Genomic DNA, 24,250 nt, shown 5'->3' on the forward strand with positions numbered 1-24,250 from the left:
CGAACACCGACCCCGCCCCTCCGCACAAACCACCACCCCGACCCGCCGCCGGCACACGTCATCGGCACACGTCATCGGCACAACCAGACCAGCCACCGGGCTGCCACAGCTCTTCACGGCGACTTATCCACAGGCCACTGCCCCAGACCGGAACCTGCGCGGTGAGCCCGTACGCTGATGGGCGTGGAATATCGAGCCGTCGAGCAGGCGATCATGGCGCGGGGCGTCGAATGGAACTTCGACCCCTCGCTCGATCGCATCACCGCGTTGTTGGAACTCCTTGGCGACCCTCAGACGGCCTATCCCGTCGTCCACATCGCGGGGACCAACGGCAAGACCAGTACTGCCCGCATGACCGAGGCCCTGCTGCGCGAGCGCAATCTGCGGGTGGGCCGCTACACGAGCCCTCACTTGGTCTCGATGCGTGAGCGGATCTCGATCGACGGCGAGCCGTTGTCCGAGGACCGGTTCACGGAGGTGTACCAGGACATCGAGCCGTACCTCGAGATGATCGACGGCAAGATCGGCCGGCTCAGCTTCTTCGAGGTGCTGACCGCGATGGCGTACGCCGCGTTCGCCGATGCGCCTGTGGACGTGGCGGTCATCGAGACCGGCATGGGCGGCACGTGGGACGCCACGAACGTCGCTGACGGCACGGTGGCCGTGATCACGCCGATCTCGCTTGATCACACCGATTACCTCGGCCCCGACGTCGCGACGATCGCCGGGGAGAAGGCGGGCATCATCAAGCCGGGCGCGACGGCGGTGCTGGCGCAGCAGCCGCTCCCGGCCGCCGAGGTGCTGATGCGGCGCGCGGCCGAGACCGGAGCCGTGGTCGCCCGTGAGGGCCTCGAGTTCGGCGTCCTCCACCGCGAGCTGGCGATGGGCGGGCAGGTGCTTCAGCTCCGGGGTCTGAAGGGCGTGTACGAGGACGTCTTCCTGCCCCTGTATGGCGCGCACCAGGCGAGCAACGCCGCGGCGGCCCTGGCGGCCGTCGAGACGATGACCGCGGGCGAGGATCCGCTCGGGGACGAGGTCGTACGGCAGGCGTTCGCCCAGGTGGCCAGCCCCGGACGGCTTGAGGTGGTCCGGCGGGGCCCCACGGTGGTGTTGGACGCCGCCCATAACCCGGGAGGGATGGAGGCGACCGTCGACGCGATCAGCGAGGCGTTCGGGTTCACCCGGCTCGTGGGAGTGGTGGCCGCGATGGCGGACAAGGACGTGGACGCGATCCTGGAGCTGCTCGAGCCGGTCGTGGAGGAGCTCATCGTCACGCGGAACTCCTCGCCGCGCTCGATGAGCCCGGAGGAGCTGGCTGCGCGCGCCGAGAGCATCTTCGGGCAGGAGCGGGTCCACCCGACCGAGCGACTGGACGACGCGATCGACATGGCGATCGGCCTCGCTGATCAGGGGGACGAGTTCAGCTCGGGCGTCCTGATCACCGGCTCGGTCGTGACGGTCGGCGACGCCCGCATCCTGTTGAAGGGCGAGCGATGAGCACGCGGGCGCCTGAGGAGGCCGCCCTGCAAGGGACCAAGGAGAAGACCCCGCAAGGGTGGCAGGAGTCCACCCGGCGAGGGCCGCGACAGTCGACCCGCACAACGGCCCAGGCAGCAGGCCCGGCAGTGAACCAGGCAACGGCCCAGGCAGCGAACCAGGTAACGACCCGAGAGACGAGCAGGTGGGACGGCGTGTTCGAGGTGACTCCCGGCATGCGCAGGCTCGGTGCGAGTGTGCTGGGCATGGAGGCGATCGTCGTCGCGCTGACGACCCCGGTCGCCATCACGATCAACAAGGTCGACCCGTCGGTCGCGCTGACGGTCGGGCTGGGGCTGGCGGTGCTGTGCGTCCTCGTCACCGGGATGCTCAAGCGACCGGCGGCGTACATCGCGGGGACCGTGATCCAGGTGCTCGCGATCGCGACCGGGTTCCTCGTCCCGGCCATGTTCTTCCTCGGGGTGATCTTCGGCGTCCTGTGGATAGCAGCCATCTTCGTCGCTCGCCGTGTCGAAGGGGCGACTAAGCGCTAAAGTCGGCAACCATGGCCGTCCCTCCCGTTCCGCAGGCCCGGACCGCCGTCGCGATCCGCGCCGTGCGCGCCCCTCTGCTGCTCGACGTCGTGGTCGGGTTGCTCACCGCCGTCGCGCTGCCGCTGGCGATCGTCGCCATCCCGAACACCATCTCGGTGGTGGCGGCGCTGCTCCCGCCCGGCGTCTCGCAGGTGGAGATGATGCGGGCGCACGGTCTGGCGCTGCCCGCCATGCTGCTGACCGTGCCGCTCGCGGCCGTGGCCGTGCGCCGGTTCCGCGCCGCACCCATCCTCGTGGCCGGGCTCACGCTGCTGGCGCTGGCCGACGCGGCGGGCGGCTACGCCGGCAGCACCGCGCTGGTCGCGGTGCTGCGCGTGCTCCACGGCGTCGGCGCGGGCATGCTGGTGCCGGCGACGCTCGTGGCCGTCTCCGAGCGGCCGAGCCGTGACGTGCTGCTGCCCGTCTGGGCCGGGATGCTGGGGGCGGCGCTGCTGTCCGCGCAGGCGCTCGCCCTGTGGCCGCTCGACAACGTGGACTCCTGGCGCGTCACCCTTCAGCCGTACCCGCTGCTCACCGGGATCGCCCTCGCGCTCGCCGCGGCCTACCTGGTGCTGTGGCTGCTTTCCGGGGAGGGGGAGAGCACGCGAGCCGTCGCGTCCGTACGCCGGCCCTCGTCGGCGGAGCGCGGGCGGCTCACGCTCGCGGCCGTGCCCTCGGCCGGCATCGCCGTGCTCGCCGTCGGCACAACCTTCGACTGGCCGCCGACGCTGGTCGTGGTCGCCGCGGCCGTCGCCGTCGTCGGGATGCTGGCGCTCGGCGCGGTGGGCACGTTCGAGGGTCCCGGCGGGCGCATGCTGGCCTTCACGTACGTGGCCGTCGGCCTGGTCGTGCTCCCCACGGCGGCCCAGGCGACGTACGTCGAGCTGGGCGGGCTCGGCGGCCCGGGGCTCAGGGGTCTGTGGCTGCCGTTCGTGATCGCAGCGGTGGCCGCGCTGGGCGCGGCCGTGGTGGCGGGGCTGGTGCCGGAGGCGCTGGCCGCGCGGCTGACCAACGGCGGGCTCGTGGCGGTGGTGGTCGGCCTGGCCGCCATCCGGGTGGTCGTGCCCGAGCCGGACGGGCCGCCGCTCGTGGTGCCGTTCGTACTGCTCGCGGCGGGGTCGGCGGTGGCGCTGGTGAGCGCATTCCGGCTGGCGGGCGTGGGGTCGGCTCTGCTCGGGCTGTCGCTGTGCTTCCCCGCGGTGCTGGCGGGCTTCCTGCTCGGCACCGGCATCCAGGTCGACAGGCTGCAGGAGGCCACCCGTACGGCGGCGGGCGACCGGCAGGCCCTCGTCGACGGATTCATCGACGCGCTGCACGCGTGGGCGCTGGTGGGCGGGTTCGTCGTGGTCGGCGTGATCGTGCTCGGCGCGCTCTTCGCCCGGAGGGCCGGATCCTCACCGCGTACGGCGTCCGCGGGCGCTCCCGTCGTCCCCGCCCCCACGCCCTCACCCGAAGGGGAGACCGGGGCCACGACCGAGCAGCGTCCCGAACACTGACCCAGGCGGGCGGCGCCACGAGACGTCTGCCGGCGACGCCCCACGCCCCGCACGGTGTCCCGAGAGCTCTGCCGGCGGACGTGTGATGCCCCGGGTGGTAGCCCCAGGTCTCTGCCGGCGGAATGCCCCGGGTGGTGCCAAATCTTCGCCGGCGATGTCCGACGCCCCGGGTGGTGTCGTGAGGACCGGGGGGCGGCGCCGGGACCGGTAAGCTGCGGTTGCGTTGGAGCTCCCGAACCGCCGCGGCATCACGCGCGCGGAGCCCGGCGTCCTGAGCACATCCGCTTCACACCAAGGAGAGAAACAGTGTCCGAGCGCACGCTTGTCCTGATCAAGCCCGACGGAGTCCGTCGCGGCCTCATCGGGGACGTCATCGGCCGCATCGAGCGCAAGGGCCTCAAGATCGTGGCGATGGACCTGCGCACGCTGGACGCGGAGACGGCCAAGGCTCACTACGCCGAGCACTCCGAGCGGCCGTTCTTCGGCGAGCTGGTCGAGTTCATCACCGGCGGCCCGCTGGTCGCGCTCGTCCTCGAGGGCCCGCGCGCGGTGGAGGCGTTCCGCGCCCTGGCCGGCCTGACCGACCCGGTGAAGTCCGCTCCCGGCACGATCCGCGGCGACCACGCGCTGGAGATCGGCGAGAACGTCGTGCACGGCTCCGACTCGCCCGAGTCCGCGGCCCGCGAGATCAAGATCTTCTTTCCGGACCGTTTCTAGCGTTTGCCACACGAGAGGCCCCGGGCTAAACCGGGGCCTCTCGTGTTTTCCAGGGCGGTGACCGATCTCTGGTTGGGAGACCCCGAATTTTCCCGGGGCGTGAGGGCTCGATGTGCCCAGTCATGAGCACGTGCCGTTACGATTCGAATGCGATGCGTTATCCCGCCTACCCGCTCACCACCTGAAGGAAGGCTTCCTTCCGCATGGGCAGCAAGCTGACATTCCTGGGCCGTGACATGGCCGTCGACCTTGGCACGGCGAACACTCTGGTCTACGTGCGAGGACGCGGCATCGTTCTGAACGAGCCGTCCGTCGTCGCCATCAACGTCACGACCGGCAAGATCGTGGCTGTTGGGATAGAAGCGAAGCGGATGATCGGGCGAACGCCCGGAAACATCGTGGCGATACGGCCTCTGCGCGACGGGGTCATCGCGGATTTCGATGTGACCGAGCGCATGCTGAGGTACTTCATCCAGAAAGTGCACAAGCGCCGGCACTTCGTCCGGCCCCGCATCATTGTGGCCGTGCCCAGCGGGATCACCGCTGTTGAGCAGCGCGCGGTCAAGGAGGCGGGGTACCAGGCCGGAGCGCGGCGGGTCTACATCGTCGAGGAGCCCATGGCCGCCGCGATCGGCGCCGGCCTGCCCGTCCACGAGCCGACCGGCAACATGGTGGTCGACATCGGGGGCGGCACCACCGAGGTCGCGATCATCTCGATGGGCGGGATCGTGACCAGCCAGTCCATCCGCGTGGCGGGCGACGAGCTCGACCAGGCGGTCTTGGCCTTCGCCAAGAAGGAGTACTCCCTGATGCTGGGGGAGCGCACGGCGGAGGAAGTGAAGATCGCCATCGGGTCCGCGTGCGCCATCGGCGAGGACTTCCACGCCGAGGTCCGCGGCAGGGACCTGGTCAGCGGTCTGCCGAAGACGGTGGTCATCTCCGCCGAGGAGATCCGCCGGGCGATCGCCGAGCCGGTGAACGTCATCGTCGACGCGGTCAAGTCGACGCTGGACAAGTGCCCGCCCGAGCTCTCCGGAGACCTCATGGACCGGGGCATCGCCCTGACCGGCGGCGGGGCGCTGCTGCGCGGCATGGTCGACCGGCTCCGCGACGAGACCGGCATGCCCGTCCACCTGGCCGACAACGCGCTCGACTCGGTCGCCCTCGGCTCCGGAAAGTGCGTGGAGGACTTCGACGCGCTCCAACAGGTGCTCGTGCCGGAGCCCCGCAACTAAGGAGCGGTCATGAGAGACACCCGCCGCGCCCGTCTCGTACTCGGCCTCCTCCTCGCCGTCGCACTGATCCTCATCACGGTGGACCACCGGTCCGCGGGACTTCCCGTCCTGGGCCCGATCCGCCAGGCGGCGGCGGGCCTGTTCGGCCGGCTGGAGAGTGCGACCGCGACCGTCACCGGCCCGATCACCGGCTTCGTCGGGATGGTGCGGGGCGCGCCCGGCGCCGAGCGGACGGTTGCCGCGCTGCGCAAGGAGAACGCGCAGCTCAGGAGCGAGTTGTCGGCGCAGCGCCTCGACAAGGACCACCTGGCGAAGCTCGACAGGATGCTCGGCCTGGCCGGGCTCGGCCGCTACCGGGTCGTGCCCGCCCAGGTCGTCGCCCGTCGTACCGTCCCGGGGTTCGAGGACGCGGTGGAGATCGACGCCGGGTCGGGCGACGGGGTGCGCGCCGACATGAGCGTGCTCACCGGGGAGGGGCTGGTCGGCCGGGTCGTCCAGGCGGGGCCGGACACCTCGACCGTCGCGCTTCTCACCGACCCCGCGCTGTCGGCGGGCGCGCGGCTCGAAGGCGGCAACGAGATCGGCGTCGTGAGCGGCCTCGGCGAGGCGGGCGGCGGCGACAACATGATCAGATTTCGGCTGTTCGACTCCTCGGCTCCGCTGAGCGTAGGCAAGCGGATCGTGTCCTTCGGCTCCCAGCAGAGCAAGCCCTACGTCGCGGGGGTGCCGATCGGGATCATCGAGCGGGTCGAGAACACGCCGGGCGAGCTGGTGAAGACGGCGTACGCCCGACCGTTCACCGACTTCTCGTCCCTCGACGTGGTGGGGGTCGTCGTGCAGGCGCCCAAGCGCGACCCGCGCGACTCGGTGCTGCCGCCGGTGCCGCCGCCGGCGAAGCCGGTCGACCAGCGGAAGAAGCGGGACCGCGACCTGCTCGGACCGTTGCTGGAGGCGGGGCCGGGCGGACGCCGGCACGACGGGGCCCGCGACTCGCTGCGCGCGCCCGACGACCGCGGCGGCGCGGGGGAGACGCTCGACGGCGCCCGCGCACCAGGTCCGGACTCGGGGCCCGGCGGGGAGGCCGCCGGCCGCGGAGCCGGACGGCCCGGCGCACACGGCCCCGTCGACGGCAGAGCGGACGACCGGTCCGGCGACCGGCCCCAGGCGGCCGGCCGGCCGGTCGCGAACCGGCCCCCGGCCGGTGACCGCCCCAACCCCACGGCCAGGCCGGACGCGCACGCCGCGAGGCCCGATGCGCAGGCGGCGAGGCCGGACACGCGGACCGCCCACCGGTCGAACGAGGAAACCGCGCGGGCGGTCACCCGGACCCGCCCCGGCGCCGCGGCGCAGGATCGGGCGCGGCCCGCAGCCACCGAGGTCGCGTCCGGCCGCCGGGGGGACACCGCGCATGCGCGCCGGCCCGAGCCGCGCGCGGAGCCGGCGCACCCGGCGCGCGGGCGTGACGGGAGGGTCTGACCCATGCTGCGCAACCTGACCGCAGCGCTGCTGCTCGTCGCCGCCCTGGTCCTCCAGGTGAGCTTCGTGAACCGGCTGCTGGGCTCGTTCGCGCCCGACCTCGTCCTGCTGACCGTGGCCGCGCTGGCCGTGCTGCGGGGGCCGGTGCCCGGCGCCGTCATCGGCTTCTTCGGGGGGCTCGGCTACGACCTGCTGCCCCCCGCCAACCACACGCTGGGGCAGTACGCGCTGGTGATGTGCGCGCTCGGGTACGTCGCCGGCCGGACGGGGGAGCGGCTCCCCCTGCTCGCGGTGCTGCTGTGCGCCGTGGCCGAGCCGGGCCTGGCGGCCGGGCTCGGCGCGCTGATCGGGAGCCCGGGGGTCACCTGGACCGTCCTGCGGACGGCCTGGCCCCGGGAGGCCCTGTGCAATCTCGTGGTCGCGCCGCTGGTGCTGCGGGCGGTGACCGCCCTGCACAGCCAGAGGAGGCGCGGCGGCGGTGGTGAGCTCGTGACGAGCTGGAGACGGGGGACGGCATGACACGGTTGCGGGGGCGGCTGTTCGCCCTGCAGGTGATCGTCATCGCGATGATCGTGGTGCTGGTCGTCCGGTTGTGGCAGGTCCAGGTGGTCCAGGGGCCGAAGTTCGTGACGGTGGCCACCGAGACCCGCACCCGGGAGGTCCGGGTGCCGGCGCTGCGCGGGGCGATCCTCGACTCGTCGGGGCGGCCGCTGGTCGTCAACCGCAGCACGCTCGTGGTCTCCGTCGACAGGTCGAGCCTGGAGCGCATGCCCGACGGCGGCGACGCGGTGCTGCGGCGGCTGGCCGCTGTGCTGAAGAAGCCGGTGGCGCAGCTCAAGCAGCAGATCCGGGCGTGCGGGCCGGGCGTCGCCCGCCCCTGCTGGCCGGGCTCGCCGTACACGCCGATCCCCGTCGCCAACCATGTGAACATGCGCTCGGCGCTGCAGATCATGGAGCGGCAGGAGGACTTCCCGGGCGTGACGGCCGAGATCGAGTCGTTGCGCGACTACCCGAACGGCAAGGACGCGGCCCAGATGCTCGGCTACCTCCAGCCGGTCACCGAGAAGGAGCTGGAGAAGCGCGAGGGCCTCAAGGCCAACTACTCGGGCGTCGACCTGACCGGCCGCGACGGCCTGGAGGCCGTGTACGACTCGGCGCTGCGCGGCACGCCCGGTCTGCGGCGGGTGCAGGTCGACCGGATGGGCAAGGTCATCACGGTCGACCAGCAGTCGGCGCCGACGGCCGGCGACATCCTCATCACGAGCATCGACGAGAAGGTCCAGCGGGTCGTCGAGAACTCGCTCGCCCAGGCCATGCAGGAGGTCCCGCAGTCGGACGGCGCGGCGGCGGTGGTGCTCGACGTCAAGACCGGCCGGGTGATCGCCATGGCCAGCCGGCCCACGTACGACCCGGCGGTCTGGACGGGCGGCATCTCCGAGAAGGACTACCGCTGGCTCCTGTCGAACAAGTCGGGCAAGCCGCTGATCTCCCGGGCGCTCAAGGGCGAGTACGCCCCCGGTTCGACGTTCAAGATCAGTTCGGTGTCGGCGATGATCGCGGACGGCGAGCCGCTGCACGGGACCTACCAGTGCCCGAGCTCGTTCAACGTGGCCGGCCGGGCGTTCGGCAACGCGGGCGGCATGAGCCTCGGCTCGATCTCGCTGCACGAGGCGCTGGTCAAGTCGTGCGACACGGTCTTCTACCGGGCCGGCTACGAGGAGTGGCAGCGCGACGGCGGCAACAAGCCGAAGCCCCACACGAAGGAGCCCATGGCGAACATGGCTCGCGCCTTCGGGTTCGGCAAGCCCACCGGCATCGACCTGCCCGGCGACTCGCCCGGCCTCATCCCTGACCGGACGTGGAAGCACAACCTGTGGACCAGCACCAAGGACCAGATGTGCCGCCGGGCCAAGACCGGCTACCCGGAGATCAAGGACGAGGCCCGCGCCGCCTTCTCGAAGCGGCTGGCCAACGAGAACTGCCTCGAGGGCTTCCTGTTCCACGCGTACGAGGCGGCGAACTTCTCGATCGGCCAGGGCGACGTGCTCGTCACGCCCCTCCAGCTGGCCCGGGCGTACGCCGCGCTGGTCGGCGACGGCAACCTGCGCAGCCCGCGCGTCGGCTGGGCCCTGGTGCGGCCGGACGGGACCCTGGTGAAGGAGATCCCGGTGCCGATCGTGAGGCACCTGCCGATCAACGACGAGACCCGGACCTACATCCGCAAGGCGCTGTCGGAGGTGCCGTCGGACGGTACAGCGGCGGGGGCCTTCCGCGGGTTCCCGATGAACGTCGTGAAGATCGGGGGCAAGACCGGTACGGCCGAGGTCTGGGGCAAGGAGGACACATCATGGTTCGCCTCGTTCGCGCCGGCGGACGACCCGCGGCTGGTGACGGTCGTGATGGTGTCCCAGGGCGGCTTCGGCGCCGCGACCGCCGCCCCGGCCGTACGGCGGATCTGGGAGGGGATCTTCGGGCTCGGCAAGGGCGAGGACAACAAGCCGGTCAAGGCGGCGATGCCGGACGGGCGGCCGCCCACCCGGCTGCCGGTCATCCGGAAGGACGGGACGGTCGCGCAGTGAGGGAGGGCCGCCATGCCTGAGGCCATGAGTGTGGGACGTGGTTCCCTGGCGAAGCGGGCGGTCGGCCGTGGCGCGACCGTGTGGAAGATGGACGGCGTCCTGTTCGCCGCGGTGATCGCGCTCAGCGTCATCGGGACTCTGCTCGTCTGGTCGTCCACGCGGATGTGGTCGTCGGCCGAGCCGACCGGCCTGCTGAAGAAGCACGTGCTCAACGTGTGCATCGGGCTGGCCCTCTACAGCGCCGTGGCCGTCTACGACTACCGGCGGCTGCGGACGTGGGCGCCGCTCTTCTACGGGGTCGCCCTCCTCGGGCTCCTGCTGGTCATCACCCCCATGGGGTCGACGATCAACGGCCACCACTCGTGGATCATGCTGGGCGGCGGGTTCGCGGTGCAGCCGGCGGAGCTCGCCAAGCCCGCTCTGGTCGTGATGCTGGCGCGGCTGCTCACACCGACCGCCGAGGGCACCAAGGACCGGCCGACGGCGATCGGCGTGCTGCTGTCCCTGGCCGCGCTGGGAGGCGCGGCGGTCCTGGTCATGCTGGAGCCGGACCTCGGCACGACCATGGTGCTGCTGGCCACCACCGCCGGGGTGATCGTGTTCGCGGGGGTGCGCAAGCGGCTGGTCCTGCTGGCGGTGGGGCTGGCCGTGGCGGGCGCGGCCGCGGTCTGGTCGCTCGGGCTGCTGAAGCCGTATCAGGTGGCCCGGTTCACGGCGCTGATGGACCCCTCCAGTGACCCGCGGGGCGTGGGTTACAACAGCACGCAGGCCCTGGTCGCCGTGGGCTCGGGTGAGGTGTTCGGCAAGGGGCTGTTCCACGGCGGGCAGACCACCGGGCGGTTCGTCCCCGAGCAGCACACCGACTTCATCTTCACGGTCGCCGGGGAGGAGCTCGGCTTCCTCGGGACGGTCACCGTGGTCCTGCTGCTCGGCGTCGTGCTGCTGCGCGGCCTGCGCATCGCCCGGGCCTGCGACGACCGGTTCGGCGCGCTCGTCGCGGGCGGCATCGTCGCCTGGATGGCGTTCCAGACCCTCGTCAACGTCGGCATGACCATCGGCATCATGCCGATCACCGGTGTGCCGCTGCCGTTCGTCTCGTACGGAGGCACCGCGACGTTCGCGAACATGATCTCCGTCGGCATCCTCCAGGCGATCCACGTACGGAGGCCGTTCGCGGCCTGAGCGGCGTCGGATGAACGGCGGCCGGGCGGCATGAGAGCGCCTCGCAGGGTTCCTGGCTCCCGCTCTCACTGGTGTGCGCACCGTCAGGCGAACACCATGGGAACGGAACTGGTTCGGGGGCTGAACGAACCATTACGGAGGAACCGTGACTCCGGACGACGAGGCGCGCCAGCGCGAGCGCGCCCTGGAGATGCTGCGTACGGCCTTCCCCGACTATCGGATCGTCTACGGCGGGGGCCGCTGGGCGGCCGCCGCGGCCGGCGACCCGCCCGCGGTGTGGTTCGCCGAGACCCCGGGCAGCCTGTGCGGGCAGCTGTTCATGGCCCAGCTCAGGAACGGGGGGACGATGGCCCCTCTCCGGGCGAAGGAGAGCAACTCGCAGTGCGCGGGGTGACCGCTTCGTGACGTTGACGACGCTAGCGTGCGGGTGTCACCCGATGGAGAGCCGATGACATCACCCCCACGCGGCGGCGACCGGTCCGCCATGCAGGTCGCGACGACGATCCGCGAGCGCACCCTCGCCGGCCTGGGCGAGCCGCCGACGACGGCGGTGTTCCACCAGATCGCCGAGGAGATCCACCTCTGCTGCCCGCAGCTGTCGCGGTTCAAGTGCCTCCGCCTCGCGCACGGCTGGACGGTCGAGGAGGCCATTGAGCGCTTCCACGCGATGTGCGACCGCGAGCAGATCAAGCGCAGGGGCCTGACCGAGCGGTCCTGGCGGGAGTGGGAGGCCGGGGCGCGGCCCGACCGCGAGTACACCGACCTGCTGTGCCGCCTGTACGAGACCGGGCCGGTCCAGCTCGGCTTCGCCAGGGACTACACCCCGGAGGAGCTGCGGCGGCCACGGGTGACCGCGCCCGACCTGATCACGACGGCCGCCCAGGAGGCCAGCGAGCACGCCGAGCGGGTGGAGACCAGCGAGATCGGCGACAGCGCGCTGGAACGGCTGCGCACCCAGGTCATCTGGCTGGCCAGGCGGTACGTCTGGGAGGCGCCGCTGCCGCTGTTCGTGGAGATGCGGGCGCTGCAGGAGCAGGCCCGCCGGGCGCTGGAGCGGCGCATCCACCCCTCGCAGGCGGGTGAGCTGTACTTCCTCGCCGGCGCCCTGAGCGGGCTGATGGCCAACGCCAGCATGGACATGGGCCGCCGGGTGCCGGCCGACACCCTCGCCCGGGCCGCCTGGACGTACGGCAGGGTCGCCGGGCACCCGTCGCTCATGGGGTGGGCGCGCGGGATGCAGGCGTCGGTCGCGCTGTGGGACAAGCGGTACGAGGACGCGGCCGGGTACGCCGGGGACGGCCTCACCCACCTGTCCCGCGGGCAGGGCGGCGCCCGCCTGCACATGCTGCGCGCCCGCGCCGGTGCCATGCTCGGCTGGACCCGCGAGGCCGAGGACGAGATGCTGCGGGCCGCCGACGCCCGCGAGTCGGGCGCGGGCGACGAACTGCACGACGGGTTCGCGGGCGAGTTCGCCTTCCGCCCCGCCAAGCACGCGTACTACTCGGCCGTGGCCCACCTGCACCTCGGGCAGCCCGCGCTCGCCATCGAGCGGGCCCGCACCGCCCTCGACCTGTACGGCGAGGAGGACCGGCAGAACCGGTCGTACGGCTGCGAGGCCATGGCAGGGGCGCACCTCGCGGTGGCCCACCTGATGGAGGACGACCCCGAGGGGGCGGAGCAGGCCCTCACGCCGCTGCTCGAGCTGCCGCCGGAGCGCCGGATCGACAGCCTCGCCGAGACCCTCCAGTCGACCCGCCCCCTGCTGAGGGGGCCGCTGGTCGACCGGCTGGAGGGGTTCTGCGCCGTCGGACTGCCGGAGTCGGCGGCCCGGGCCCTGCCCGAGGCCGCCGGTCACGCCCCGCACCAGGAAGGCCGTCCATGACCGTCTCCACCGTCGCCGGCACTCCTCCCGCGCTCGCGGAGGCGTGCCGCCAGGCGGGTCTGAGCAGCGTGGGGGCGCGGCTGCTGCGCAGCGTCGCCAACGTGGTCTACCACCTGCCCGCCGAGGGGGTCGTCGTCCGCCTGGCCGAGGCGACCGCCCCGGGCAAGCTCGACCGGCTCGTCACCTCGCTCAAGGTCACCCGGTGGCTGCACGAGCAGGGCTTCCCCGTCACGCGCCCGCTCGACGTCCGGCAGCCGGTCGCCGCCGAGGGCTGCCTGGCGACGTTCTGGCACTACGAGGAGTCCGGCCCCGGCGGCGGGGCGGAGGCCGACCCGGCCCCGCTCGGCGTCCTGCTCCGGTGGCTGCACACGCTGCCGGCCCCGCCGTTCGCGCTGCCCACGTACGACCCCTTCGGCCGGATCCGCCGGGCCGTCCGCGCGAGCCGGGTGCTGGTGGACGACGAGCGCGAGTGGTTACTGGAGCGGAGCGCGGGTCTGGAGGAGGCGTACTACGAGCGAGTCGGGTTCGCCCTGCCGTACGGGCTGATCCACGGGGACGCGCACCGCGGCAACCTGATCCGCACCCCGGAGCGGCTGCTGCTGTGCGACTGGGACTCGGCCAGCGCCGGGCCGCGGGAGATCGACCTGGTGCCGACGCTGCAGGGCGCGAGGTTCGGGCTGTCGGACGACCAGCGGGCCGGTTTCGTCCAGGCCTACGGGCACGACGTCCGGGACTGGGCCGGCTACCCGGTCCTGCGGGACATCCGCGAGCTCCAGACGCTCACCGCCGTGCTGCGCAACGCCCACCGGGACGCGGACGCCGAGGCGGAGCTCAGGCACCGCCTGTCGTCGCTGCGGGCCGGTGACGACAGGACCTGGCACCCCATTTAGAGCCGATACCCTGGACCCATGTCTGTCGAGTCGTTGTTTCCCCGTCTGGAGCCGCTCCTGCCGAAGGTGCAGAAGCCGATCCAGTATGTCGGGGGTGAGCTGAACTCGACGGTCAAGGACTGGGACGAGGCGGCCGTCCGGTGGGCGTTGATGTACCCGGACGCCTACGAGGTCGGCCTGCCCAACCAGGGGGTGCAGATCCTCTACGAGATCCTCAACGAGCTGCCCGAGACGCTGGCCGAGCGCACGTACGCGGTCTGGCCGGACCTCGAGGCGCTCATGCGGTCCGAGAGCGTCCCGCAGTTCACGGTGGACGCCCACCGGCCGGTCCGCGCCTTCGACGTCCTCGGGGTGTCGTTCGCGACCGAGCTCGGCTACACCAACCTGCTGACCGCCCTCGACCTGGCGGGGATCCCGCTGGAGGCGGTCGACCGGACCGACGAGGACCCGATCGTGCTGGCCGGGGGCCACGCCGCGTTCAACCCCGAACCCATCGCGGACTTCCTCGACGCCGCCGTCCTCGGCGACGGCGAACAGATCGCCATCGCGATCAGCGAGGTGATCCGCGAGTGGAAGGGCGAGGGGTCCCCCGGCGGCCGAGACGAGCTGCTCATGCGCCTGGCCGAGACCGGCGGGGTGTACGTCCCGAAGTTCTACGACGTCGAGTACCACCCGGACGGCCGCATCAAGCGCGTCGTCCCCAACCGCGCCGGCGTGCCGTCGCGGGTCTTCAAGCACACGGTCATGGACCTGGACGAGTGGCCCTACCCGAAGAAGCCCCTCGTCCCGCTGGCCGAGACCGTCCACGAGCGGTTCAGCGTGGAGATCTTCCGCGGCTGCACCCGGGGCTGCCGCTTCTGCCAGGCGGGGATGATCACCCGTCCGGTGCGGGAGCGGTCGATCACCACGATCGGCGACATGGTCGAGGCGGGCCTGCGGGAGTCCGGCTTCAACGAGGTCGGGCTGCTGTCGCTGTCGAGCGCCGACCACTCCGAGATCGGCGACATCGCCAAGGGCCTGGCCGACCGCTACGAGGGCGGCCAGGTGGGCCTGTCGCTGCCGTCGACCCGGGTCGACGCGTTCAACATCGACCTGGCGGGCGAGCTGTCCCGGGGCGGGCGCCGCTCCGGGCTGACCTTCGCCCCCGAGGGCGGGTCCGAGCGCATGCGCAAGGTGATCAACAAGATGGTCACCGAGGAGGACCTGATCCGCACCGTCACCACGGCCTACGGGCAGGGGTGGCGGCAGGTGAAGCTCTACTTCATGTGCGGGCTGCCCACGGAGGAGGACGTCGACGTCCTCGGCATCGCCGACCTGGCCAAGAAGGTCATCAAGGCGGGCCGCGAGGCGACCGGGTCCCGTGACGTGCGGTGCACGGTCTCGATCGGCGGGTTCGTGCCCAAGCCGCACACCCCGTTCCAGTGGGCCGCCCAGTGCGACCACGAGACGGTCGACCGGCGGCTGCGGGAGCTCCGCGACGCCCTCCGGGGCGACAAGGAGTACGGCCGGGCCATCGGGTACCGCTACCACGACGGCAAGCCGTCCATCGTGGAGGGCCTGCTGTCGCGCGGCGACCGCCGCGTCGGCAGGGTCATCCGGGCCGTCTGGGAGGACGGCGGGCGGTTCGACGGCTGGAGCGAGCACTTCTCCTACGACCGCTGGATGGCCGCCGCCGAGAGCGCCCTGGCCGGGGAGCCGGTCGACGTGGACTGGTACACCACGCGCGAGCGCGACGAGCACGAGGTGCTCCCCTGGGACCACCTCGACGCCGGGCTCGACCGCGAGTGGCTCTGGCAGGACTGGCAGGACGCGCTGAACGCTGGCGAGGTCGAGGACTGCCGCTGGACGCCCTGCTACGACTGCGGCGTCTGCCCGACCATGGGGACGGAGATCCAGATCGGCCCCACCGGGAAGAGGCTGCTGCCCCTCACCGTCCTCTGACCTGACCCGCCGGTGACCGGCCTATCCTGTAAGACGACGAGATCGGAAGGACCACGGCTCTGAAGAAACCCGTTCCCGAGGGGCCTGCGCCCGAGCCCGTGGCGCAGCGCCTGCGCGTGCGCTACGCGAAGCGGGGGAGGCTGCGCTTCACCAGCCACCGCGACATCTCGCGGGCCGTGGAGCGGGCGGTCCGGCGCGCCGGGCTGCCCGTGGCCTACAGCGCGGGCTTCAGCCCCCATCCCAAGATCTCCTATGCCGGCGCCGCCCCCACCGGGGTGGCGAGCGAGGCGGAATACCTTGAGATCGGCGTCAGCAGGCCGTGCGATCCGCGGAGCGTGCTGGCCGACCTCGACGCCTCGCTGCCGCCGGGCCTGGACGTGGTCGACGTCGTCGAGGCGCGATCCGGGACGCTGGCCGACCGGCTGGAGGCGTCGGTGTGGGAGGTGCGCCTTCCGGGGGCCGACCCGGCCGAGGCCGAGGCGGCGGTCAAGGAGTTCTGGGCGGCCGACCTCGTCGAGGTCGAACGCCTGACGAAGAAGGGGATGCGCCGCTTCGACGCCCGGCAGGCCGTGCACGCGCTGGCCCTGACGGACGAGGCGGCGCACGGCGGCATCGGCGAGGCCGCCGGGGCTTCGGGGAGAACGGCAGGTCAGAAGCCCGTTCAGCCGTGTGTCATACTTCGTATGGTTGTTCGGCACGAAACACCTGCCGTACGGCCCGACGACGTGCTCACAGGTCTGCGTCTCGTGGCCGGCTTCGCGCCGCCGTCGCCCCCAGAGGTGACCAGGCTGGCGCAGGGGCCGCTCGACGCCGTGACCGGTGAGCCCGCCGACCCGTTCGACCTCGATCGGGCCGGTGGAGACCGATAAGACTTGCCGCCGCGGCACCGACAGGAGGCCCGGCGGACCGCGAGAGACGAGAGCCTTCGCGCGGCGCGGAGACGTGCCCGGAGGCTGACGGGAGAGCGCCCGCATGCTCGACAACGAGCCCACTGACGGGGCTGTGAGCCTTGACGGTGACACGACAACTGAACGCAGCGACAGCGCCGCCGGGACGAGCGTCCCGGCCGGCCGCGCGACCACGCCGCCGCGCCGCCGCGCGGCGAGCCGCCCGGCCGGGCCTCCGCCCGAGCCGGACGACCTGCCGCCGCCCGTGACCACGGTGCCGGCCGCGGCGGCCGAGACGCGTACGGCCGGCGAGGCCGCGACCACGGAGCCGGCTTCCGCCGCTCCGGCCGAGGCCGCCCCCGAAGCGGCCCCGGCCCGGCCGAAGCGGGCCACCCGCCGTCGCGCGTCCGCCGCCGAGCCGGAGACCGCGGGGAGCGGCGCCGGGGAGCCGGGCGAGACGGCCGCGGCTGAGACCGCTCCCGCCGAGGAGCCCGTACGGCGTCGGCGCACGCGCAAGCGGATCGAGGAGCCGGCGCCCGAGCCGGAGCCCGTGGCGGAGGAGCAGGCGCCGGTCAGGCGCAGGCGCACCCGCGGCAGGAAAGACGAGGTCGCGCCGGAACGATCCAGGGCGATGAGCGCCGCCGAGGCCGAGGTGGCCGCCGCGCTGCGGCTCAACATGCCAGGTGAGGAGGATCTCACCGAGCCCTCGGCGTTCGAGCCCCTGAAGGGCGAGCTCCTCGACGTGGAGCCGCTCGACGACGACGGGACGCCCGAGGCCGAGGACCTCGACGAGGATCTGGCCGACGACCTCGACGAGGACCTCGACACGGATCTCGACGAGGACGACGAGGAGCTCGCGGGCCGGCCGAGCCTCGTCAACGACCCGTTCGGGCTGTCCGCGCGGCAGGCCGAGGTCCCGTCGGTGACCTTCCAGGCGCCCCAGGCGGTGTTCCAGCCGCTGTTCCAGGCCCCCGACCCGTTCGCCGTCCCGGCGCCGCGGCCCGCCGCCCAGGCCGACCGCCTGGACCGGGCCGACGACCAGGCCGAGCCGGAGGAGGCCGACGAGGCCGCCGAGACGGGCGAGGAGGAGTCCGAGGGCGAGGGCGGCACGCGCCGGCGGCGCCGTCGTCGCGGCGGCCGCGGCCGGGGCTCCCGGACCAGGGACGCCGAGGACGGCGACGACTCCGAGTCCGAGGCGGAGGGCGAGGAGCCGCAGGCCGCGCAGGGCGAGGAGGAGGACCGCGAGAGCGAGGCCGACGACGAGGGGGGCTCCACCGGGTCCCGCCGTCGTCGCCGCCGTCGCCGCCGCGGGGGCGACGACGCCGACACCACTCCGGACGACCCGCCGAACACGGTGGTCCGCATCCGGGCCCCCCGTGCCACCCGGTCCACCTCGGTCGACGAGGTCCAGGGCGTGCGGGGCTCGACCCGGCTGGAGGCGAAGAAGCAGCGCCGCCGCGAAGGCCGCGAGCTGGGCAGGCGCCGCCCGCCGATCATCACCGAGTCGGAGTTCCTGGCCCGCCGCGAGGCGGTCGAGCGCGTCATGGTCGTGCGCCGCCACGGCGGCCGCACCCAGATCGCGGTGCTGGAGGACGGCGTCCTGGTCGAGCACTACGTCGACCGCGAGTCCAGCCAGTCGTACGTCGGCAACGTGTACCTCGGCAAGGTGCAGAACGTGCTGCCCTCGATGGAGGCCGCGTTCGTCGACATCGGCAAGGGCCGCAACGCCGTCCTGTACGCCGGCGAGGTGAACTTCGACACGGCCGGCCTTGAGGGCCAGCCCAAGCGGATCGAGGCGGCGCTCAAGTCGGGCCAGTCGGTGCTCGTCCAGGTCACCAAGGACCCGATCGGCCACAAGGGCGCCCGGCTGACCTCGCAGGTCAGCCTGCCCGGCCGCTACCTCGTCTACGTGCCCGACGGCTCGATGACGGGCATCTCCCGCAAGCTCCCCGACAAGGAGCGGGCGCGGCTGAAGCAGATCCTCCGCAAGGTCATGCCGGAGAACGCGGGCGTGATCGTGCGCACCGCCGCCGAGGGCGCCTCGGAGGAGGAACTCGGCCGCGACGTGGCCCGTCTGTCGGCGCAGTGGGAGAACATCCAGCGCAAGGCCAAGTCGGCGAGCCCGCCTGAGCTGCTGTCCGGCGAGCCCGACCTCACGGTCCGGGTGGTCCGGGACGTCTTCAACGAGGACTTCACCCAGCTGGTCGTCGAGGGCGACGAGGCGTGGACGACGGTCGACGAGTACGTCCGGTACGTCGCGCCGCACCTGGCCGACCGGCTGAAGAAGTGGGACCCGGCGTCCGACGTCTTCGCCGCGTACCGGATCGACGAGCAGATCGCCAAGGCGATGGAGCGGAAGGTGTGGCTGCCGTCCGGCGGCTCGCTGGTGATCGACCGCACCGAGGCGATGACCGTCGTCGACGTCAACACCGGCAAGTTCACCGGCCAGGGCGGCAACCTCGAGGAGACCGTCACCCGCAACAACCTGGAGGCGGCCGAGGAGATCGTCCGCCAGCTCCGGCTGCGGGACATCGGCGGCATCATCGTGATCGACTTCATCGACATGGTGCTGGAGAGCAACCGCGACCTGGTGCTGCGTCGGCTGCTCGAATGCCTCGCCCGCGACCGGACCAAGCACCAGGTGGCCGAGGTCACCTCGCTGGGCCTGGTGCAGATGACCCGCAAGCGGGTCGGCCAGGGCCTGCTGGAGGCGTTCTCCACGCCGTGCGACTGCTGCCACGGCCGCGGCATCATCGTCTCGACCGAGCCGGTCGAGGCCAAGCCCGAGCCGCGCGGCACGCAGGGCAAGATGGCGGTCGAGAAGGCCGTGGCCGACAAGCTGGCCGCCTCGGAGGGCTCGGTGGCGGCAGCGTCCGCAAGCTCCCGGGAGAGCGTCACCGACGCCATCGACGGCGAGGAGGACGAGGTCTCGGCGTCCCACTCCCGTGGCCGTCGCCGTTCCCGGAGGAAGGCGGCCGACTGACGGTCGCGTCCCCGGATCCCGCCTGGGGTCCGGGGACGTGCCGATTGAAATCGTCACCCGGTGGTCCGCCGGTTCGACCTCGGTACCGAACATCCGGTACCCTTGTCATCCGGTGCGCCCCGAGTCGGCGCGCCTGGCTTCGCGCGCCTGCCCGGATCGCCGGTCGTCTCATCGACAGCTGACTGGATGCGGGGCGCGGCATCTCAGCATTAGCCAGAAGAAGGGTTCCGCGGTGTACGCGATCGTTCGTTGCGGCGGCAGGCAGCAGAAGGTCTCCGTCGGGGACGTCCTCGAGGTGGACAAGGTCGCCGGAGAGGTTGGCTCCTCGGTGTCGCTGCCGGCGGTGCTCGTCGTCAACGACGGCGATGTCACCACCGACGCCGCCACGCTTGCCCGGTTCCAGGTGACCGCCGAGATCCTCGGCGAGACCAAGGGCCCCAAGATCCGCATTCTGAAGTACAAGAACAAGACCGGGTACAAGAAGCGCCAGGGTCACCGCCAGCGGTACACCCAGGTCAAGGTCACCGGCATCAACCCCGGACAGTAATTTCCCGGGGGACGACCCCCGCTTACCCCCGAAAGGGAGTGAACCATGGCACACAAGAAGGGCGCCTCGTCCACCCGGAACGGTCGTGACTCGAACGCCCAGCGCCTCGGCGTGAAGCGCTTCGGCGGTCAGCTGGTGAACGCCGGCGAGATCATCGTCCGGCAGCGCGGCACGCACTTCCACCCGGGCGACAACGTCGGCCGCGGCGGCGACGACACCCTGTTCGCGCTGGCCGCCGGCCACGTGCAGTTCGGCACCAAGCGCGGGCGCCGCGCGGTGAGCATCATCCCGCTCGCGGAGTAGATCCGCCCACGGGAACACAAGCGCCACAAACGCAGCTGGATGAGGCGGATCGAGCACTCGGTCCGCCTCATTCGCTTTTTCAGAAAGGGGGGAGCGGCTGATGGCCGACTTCGTCGACCACGTCGTCCTGCACATCAAGGCGGGAGACGGGGGGAACGGCTGCGCCTCCATCCACCGGGAGAAGTTCAAGCCCCTGGGCGGCCCGGACGGCGGCAACGGCGGCCGCGGCGGTGACGTGATCCTGGAGGTGGACCCCAACACGTCCACCCTCCTCGACTACCACCACCGGCCCCACCGCAGGGCCGGCAACGGCAAGCAGGGCATGGGCTCCAACAGGGACGGCGCGAACGGCGAGGACCTCGTCCTGCCGGTCCCCAACGGCACCGTGGTCAGGAGCGCGGAGACGGGCGAGGTGCTGGTCGACCTGGTCGGCGCGGGCACCCGGTACGTCGCGTCCCAGGGCGGGTTCGGCGGCCTCGGCAACGCCGCGCTGGCCAACTCCCGGCGCAAGGCCCCCGGGTTCGCGCTGCTCGGCGAGCCGGGCGACGAGGCCGACGTGGTCCTGGAGCTGAAGACCGTCGCCGACGTCGCGCTCGTGGGCTTCCCCAACGCCGGCAAGTCGTCGCTGATCGCCGCCCTCTCGGCGGCCCGTCCGAAGATCGCCGACTACCCGTTCACCACGCTGATTCCCAACCTCGGTGTGGTGACGGCGGGCGAGACCGTCTTCACGGTGGCCGACGTCCCCGGGCTCATCCCCGGCGCCTCCGAGGGCCGGGGCCTCGGCCACGAGTTCCTGCGCCACGTGGAGCGCTGCTCGACGATCGTGCACGTCCTCGACTGCGCCACGATGGAGCCGGGACGCGACCCGCTGACCGACTTCGACGTCATCGAGGCCGAGCTCGCGGCGTACGGGTCGCTGCAGGACCGGCCGCGGCTGGTCGCGCTGAACAAGGTCGACGTCCCGGACGGCCGGGAGCTCGCCGACATCGTCACGCCCCTGCTGGAGGAGCGCGGCCTGCGGGTCTTCGAGATCTCCGCGGCCAGCCACGAGGGCCTGCGGCCCCTGACGTACGCGATGGGGGAGATGGTCGCCCGGGCCCGGGCCGAGGCGCCGGTCGAGGAGCCGACGCGGCTGGTCATCCGGCCCAAGCAGCTCGGCGAGACCGGCTTCGCGGTGCGGCGGGTCGCCGAGAACACCTTCCAGGTCACCGGCGAGAAGCCCGAGCGGTGGATCCGCCAGACCGACTTCGCCAACGACGAGGCCGTCGGCTACCTGGCCGACCGGCTCGAACGGCTCGGGGTCGAGGAGGCGCTGATCGGGGCCGGCGCGCTGCCGGGCGCCGAAGTGGTCATCGGCCCGATGCAGGGCGGCTACGTCTTCGACTGGCAGCCGTCGCAGGGCGCGGCGGCGGCGGCCCTGGGCCCCCGCGGCACCGACAGGCGCCTCGGCTAGATAATCGGCGGGAACCCACCGTACGGGCGGCACGCCCGGCGGGGGACGAGCGGGACAGGGAGCGGCGTGTCAGGCAGGGACCGCATCCGCGCGGCCGCGCGGCTGGTCGTCAAGGTGGGCTCGTCCTCCCTGACGACCCCCGAGGGCATGATCGACGTCGACCGGGTCGACGCCCTCGTCGACGTGCTCGCCGCCCGGCGGCGGGAGGGCACCCAGATCGTGCTCGTGTCGTCCGGGGCCATCGCGGCCGGGCTCGGCCCGCTCGGGCTGCGCGCCCGGCCGAAGGACCTGGCGACCCAGCAGGCGGCGGCCTCGGTCGGGCAGGGTGTGCTGGTCGCCCGCTACACCTCCTCCTTCGCCCGCTACAGCCTGCGCGTCGGCCAGGTCCTGCTGACGGCCGACGACATGATGCGCCGCTCGCACCACCGCAACGCCCAGCGGACGCTCGCCCGGCTCCTGGAGCTCGGCATCGTCCCCGTGGTCAACGAGAACGACACGGTGGCCACCGACGAGATCCGCTTCGGCGACAACGACCGGCTGGCCGCGTTGGTGGCCCACCTGACCCACGCCGACGCCATGGTGCTGCTGTCCGACGTGGACGCCCTCTACGACGGCGACCCCAGGAAGGACGGCGCCCGGCGGATCGCGGAGGTCCGCGGCCCGGAGGACCTGGAGGGCGTGGAGCTGGGCACCTCGGGACGCGTCGGCACCGGCGGCATGGTCACCAAGGTGCAGGCGGCCCGCATCGCGACCGGCGCCGGCGTGCCGGTCGTGCTGACCGCCGCGGCGCACGCCGCGCAGGCGCTGGCCGGGGCCGACGTCGGCACCTACTTCCGGCCCGGCGGCCGCCACCCCGGCACCCGGCTGCTCTGGCTGGCCCACGCGGCCACCGGCCGGGGACGGCTGCACCTGGACCAGGGGGCGGTCGAGGCCGTCGTCGGGCGGCGCAAGTCGCTGCTGCCGGCGGGCGTCGTGAAGGTCGAGGGCGACTTCGCCGCCGGCGACCCGGTCGACCTCGTCGGCCCGCGCGGCGTCCCGGTCGCCCGCGGGCTGGTGAACTACGACGCGGCGGAGATCCCCGAGCTGCTCGGGCGGTCCACCCGCGAGCTGGCGAGCACGCTCGGCCCCGAGTACGAGCGGGAGCTCATCCACCGGGACGACATCGTCATACTGGAGCACACGCACTGACGACAGGAGCGCGAGGCAATGTCTGAGGCAGAGGACTTCCTGAAGGTGGCGCGGGCGGCCAGGGAGGCCGCGACGGCCCTCGCGCCGCTGCCGCGCGCGCCCAAGGACGCGGCGCTGCTGGCGGTCGCGGACGCCCTGGAGGCGGCGACCGGCGAGATCGTCGCGGCCAACGCCGACGACGTCGAGCGGGCCCGGGAGGGCGGCACGTCGGAGGCCATGATCGACCGGCTGCGGCTCGACGCCGGCCGCGTCGCCAAGATCGCCCAGGCCGTGCGGCACGTGGCCGGCCTGCCCGACCCGGTCGGCGAGGTCGTGCGCGGGAGCACGCTGCCGAACGGCCTGGAGCTCCGCCAGGTGCGGGTGCCCCTCGGCGTGATCGGCATCGTCTACGAGGGCCGGCCCAACGTGACCGTCGACGCCGCCGCCCTGTGCCTGAAGAGCGGCAACGCCGTGCTGCTGCGCGGCTCGTCCAGCGCCTACTCCTCGAACACCGTGCTCGTGCGGATCATGCAGGAGGCCCTGGCCGGGACCGACGTGCCCGCCGACGCCGTGCAGCTGGTGCCGGGCCGCAGCCGTGAGTCGGTCAAGCACCTGATGCGCGCCCGTGGCCTGGTCGACGTGCTGATCCCGCGCGGCGGCGCCTCGCTGATCAACAGCATCGTGGAGGAGTCGACCGTCCCCGTGATCGAGACCGGCGTCGGCAACTGCCACGTCTACGTCGACGCGGACGCGGACATCGACACCGCGATCACGATCCTCGTCAACGCCAAGGCGCAGCGTCCCTCGGTGTGCAACGCGGCCGAGACCTTCCTCGTGCACGCCGGGATCGCCGACGCGTTCGTGCCCCGGGCGCTGGCGGCGCTCAAGGACGCGGGCGTGACCGTCCACGGGGACGAGCGCACCCGGGCCTACAGCCCCGACGTGGTGCCCGTCACCGAGGACGACTACCGCGCCGAGTTCCTCTCGCTCGACATCGCCGCCGCCGTCGTCGACTCGCTCGACGAGGCCGTGTCGCACATCAGGCGGTACGGCTCCGCCCACACGGACGCCATCGTCACCCGTTCCCAGCAGGCCGCGCGGCGGTTCGTGGCGACCGTGGACTCGGCCGCGGTGGCCGTCAACGCCTCGACCCGCTTCACGGACGGCGGCGAGTTCGGGTTCGGGGCGGAGATCGGCATCTCGACGCAGAAGCTGCACGCCCGCGGGCCGATGGGGCTGCCGGAGCTGACCTCCACCAAGTGGATCTACACCGGCGACGGGCACATCCGGGTCTGACCGCCGCGTCCGGACGGCGGCTGCCTCGGGCCGCCCTGGCCGGTCGCGTGTCGTGGGGTGGTTGGCGCAGGCTTCAACCGGCTTAAACCGGTGCGCAACCCCGGCGCGCCTCCGAGACTCCGCCGTCCCGGGCCGCTATGGTTGGCG

The 24,250-nt window shown here is 72.6% G+C and carries 20 protein-coding genes; all 20 read left to right on the forward strand.

Annotated elements, in window-relative coordinates; genetic code table 11:
- Positions 1-213: 213 nt before the first annotated feature.
- The 20 genes from Mco01_RS04120 (at position 214) to Mco01_RS04215 (ending at position 24,103) form a co-directional block, all read left to right on the forward strand.
- Positions 214-1,497, forward strand: coding sequence for a bifunctional folylpolyglutamate synthase/dihydrofolate synthase (locus Mco01_RS04120; protein WP_204056082.1), 1,284 nt, complete (start codon positions 214-216; stop codon positions 1,495-1,497).
- A gap of 194 nt (positions 1,498-1,691) precedes the next feature.
- Positions 1,692-2,030, forward strand: coding sequence for a DUF4233 domain-containing protein (locus Mco01_RS04125; protein WP_204055564.1), 339 nt, complete (start codon positions 1,692-1,694; stop codon positions 2,028-2,030).
- 11 nt (positions 2,031-2,041) lie between these two features.
- Positions 2,042-3,565, forward strand: coding sequence for a hypothetical protein (locus Mco01_RS04130; protein WP_204055565.1), 1,524 nt, complete (start codon positions 2,042-2,044; stop codon positions 3,563-3,565).
- Between the two features lie 306 nt (positions 3,566-3,871).
- Positions 3,872-4,282, forward strand: a complete 411-nt coding sequence (gene ndk, locus Mco01_RS04135) for a nucleoside-diphosphate kinase (protein WP_204055566.1) — start codon at positions 3,872-3,874, stop codon at positions 4,280-4,282.
- Positions 4,283-4,485: 203 nt separating this feature from the next.
- On the forward strand, positions 4,486-5,517 hold the full coding sequence (locus Mco01_RS04140) for a rod shape-determining protein (protein WP_036330715.1): 1,032 nt from the start codon (positions 4,486-4,488) through the stop codon (positions 5,515-5,517).
- A gap of 9 nt (positions 5,518-5,526) precedes the next feature.
- Positions 5,527-6,993, forward strand: a complete 1,467-nt coding sequence (gene mreC / locus Mco01_RS04145; protein WP_204055567.1) for a rod shape-determining protein MreC — start codon at positions 5,527-5,529, stop codon at positions 6,991-6,993.
- Between the two features lie 3 nt (positions 6,994-6,996).
- The gene (mreD, locus tag Mco01_RS04150; RefSeq protein WP_204055568.1) at positions 6,997-7,512 is read left to right on the forward strand and encodes a rod shape-determining protein MreD; all 516 of its coding nucleotides are present in this window, start codon (positions 6,997-6,999) and stop codon (positions 7,510-7,512) included.
- A complete protein-coding gene (gene mrdA / locus Mco01_RS04155) occupies positions 7,509-9,572 on the forward strand; it encodes a penicillin-binding protein 2 (protein WP_204055569.1) in 2,064 nt (687 codons plus the stop codon). The genes mreD and mrdA overlap by 4 nt, the downstream gene beginning before the upstream one ends.
- A gap of 12 nt (positions 9,573-9,584) precedes the next feature.
- On the forward strand, positions 9,585-10,754 hold the full coding sequence (gene rodA / locus Mco01_RS04160) for a rod shape-determining protein RodA (RefSeq protein ID WP_204055570.1): 1,170 nt from the start codon (positions 9,585-9,587) through the stop codon (positions 10,752-10,754).
- Positions 10,755-10,899: 145 nt separating this feature from the next.
- Positions 10,900-11,148 (forward strand): hypothetical protein, encoded by a 249-nt coding sequence (locus tag Mco01_RS04165; protein ID WP_204055571.1) that lies wholly within the window; start codon positions 10,900-10,902, stop codon positions 11,146-11,148.
- 54 nt (positions 11,149-11,202) lie between these two features.
- Positions 11,203-12,636 carry an NsdA family TPR-like regulatory protein gene (locus Mco01_RS04170; protein WP_204055572.1) on the forward strand — a complete coding sequence of 478 codons (1,434 nt, stop codon included), beginning with the start codon at positions 11,203-11,205 and terminating at the stop codon, positions 12,634-12,636.
- On the forward strand, positions 12,633-13,526 hold the full coding sequence (locus Mco01_RS04175) for a phosphotransferase family protein (protein WP_204055573.1): 894 nt from the start codon (positions 12,633-12,635) through the stop codon (positions 13,524-13,526). The genes Mco01_RS04170 and Mco01_RS04175 overlap by 4 nt, the downstream gene beginning before the upstream one ends.
- A gap of 18 nt (positions 13,527-13,544) precedes the next feature.
- Positions 13,545-15,467: a TIGR03960 family B12-binding radical SAM protein gene (locus Mco01_RS04180; RefSeq protein WP_204055574.1), complete on the forward strand. Its 1,923-nt coding sequence runs from the start codon at positions 13,545-13,547 to the stop codon at positions 15,465-15,467.
- Between the two features lie 116 nt (positions 15,468-15,583).
- Positions 15,584-16,336, forward strand: a complete 753-nt coding sequence (locus Mco01_RS04185; RefSeq protein ID WP_204055575.1) for a TIGR03936 family radical SAM-associated protein — start codon at positions 15,584-15,586, stop codon at positions 16,334-16,336.
- A 103-nt stretch (positions 16,337-16,439) separates the two neighbouring features.
- Complete coding sequence (locus tag Mco01_RS04190) at positions 16,440-19,337, forward strand: Rne/Rng family ribonuclease (RefSeq protein WP_204055576.1); 2,898 nt, start codon at positions 16,440-16,442, stop codon at positions 19,335-19,337.
- A gap of 232 nt (positions 19,338-19,569) precedes the next feature.
- Entirely contained in the window at positions 19,570-19,884 is a 315-nt protein-coding gene (rplU, locus tag Mco01_RS04195; protein WP_036330710.1) for a 50S ribosomal protein L21, read from the forward strand.
- A 45-nt stretch (positions 19,885-19,929) separates the two neighbouring features.
- Complete coding sequence (gene rpmA / locus Mco01_RS04200) at positions 19,930-20,187, forward strand: 50S ribosomal protein L27 (protein WP_036330709.1); 258 nt, start codon at positions 19,930-19,932, stop codon at positions 20,185-20,187.
- A gap of 100 nt (positions 20,188-20,287) precedes the next feature.
- On the forward strand, positions 20,288-21,640 hold the full coding sequence (gene obgE / locus Mco01_RS04205) for a GTPase ObgE (RefSeq protein WP_204055577.1): 1,353 nt from the start codon (positions 20,288-20,290) through the stop codon (positions 21,638-21,640).
- A 66-nt stretch (positions 21,641-21,706) separates the two neighbouring features.
- Positions 21,707-22,828 (forward strand): glutamate 5-kinase, encoded by a 1,122-nt coding sequence (gene proB / locus Mco01_RS04210; protein WP_239103328.1) that lies wholly within the window; start codon positions 21,707-21,709, stop codon positions 22,826-22,828.
- Between the two features lie 18 nt (positions 22,829-22,846).
- The gene (locus Mco01_RS04215; protein ID WP_204055578.1) at positions 22,847-24,103 is read left to right on the forward strand and encodes a glutamate-5-semialdehyde dehydrogenase; all 1,257 of its coding nucleotides are present in this window, start codon (positions 22,847-22,849) and stop codon (positions 24,101-24,103) included.
- Positions 24,104-24,250 lie beyond the last annotated feature (147 nt).

It is taken from the genome of Microbispora corallina (assembly GCF_016863035.1).
GTDB classification, from domain to species: Bacteria; Actinomycetota; Actinomycetes; order Streptosporangiales; family Streptosporangiaceae; genus Microbispora; species Microbispora corallina.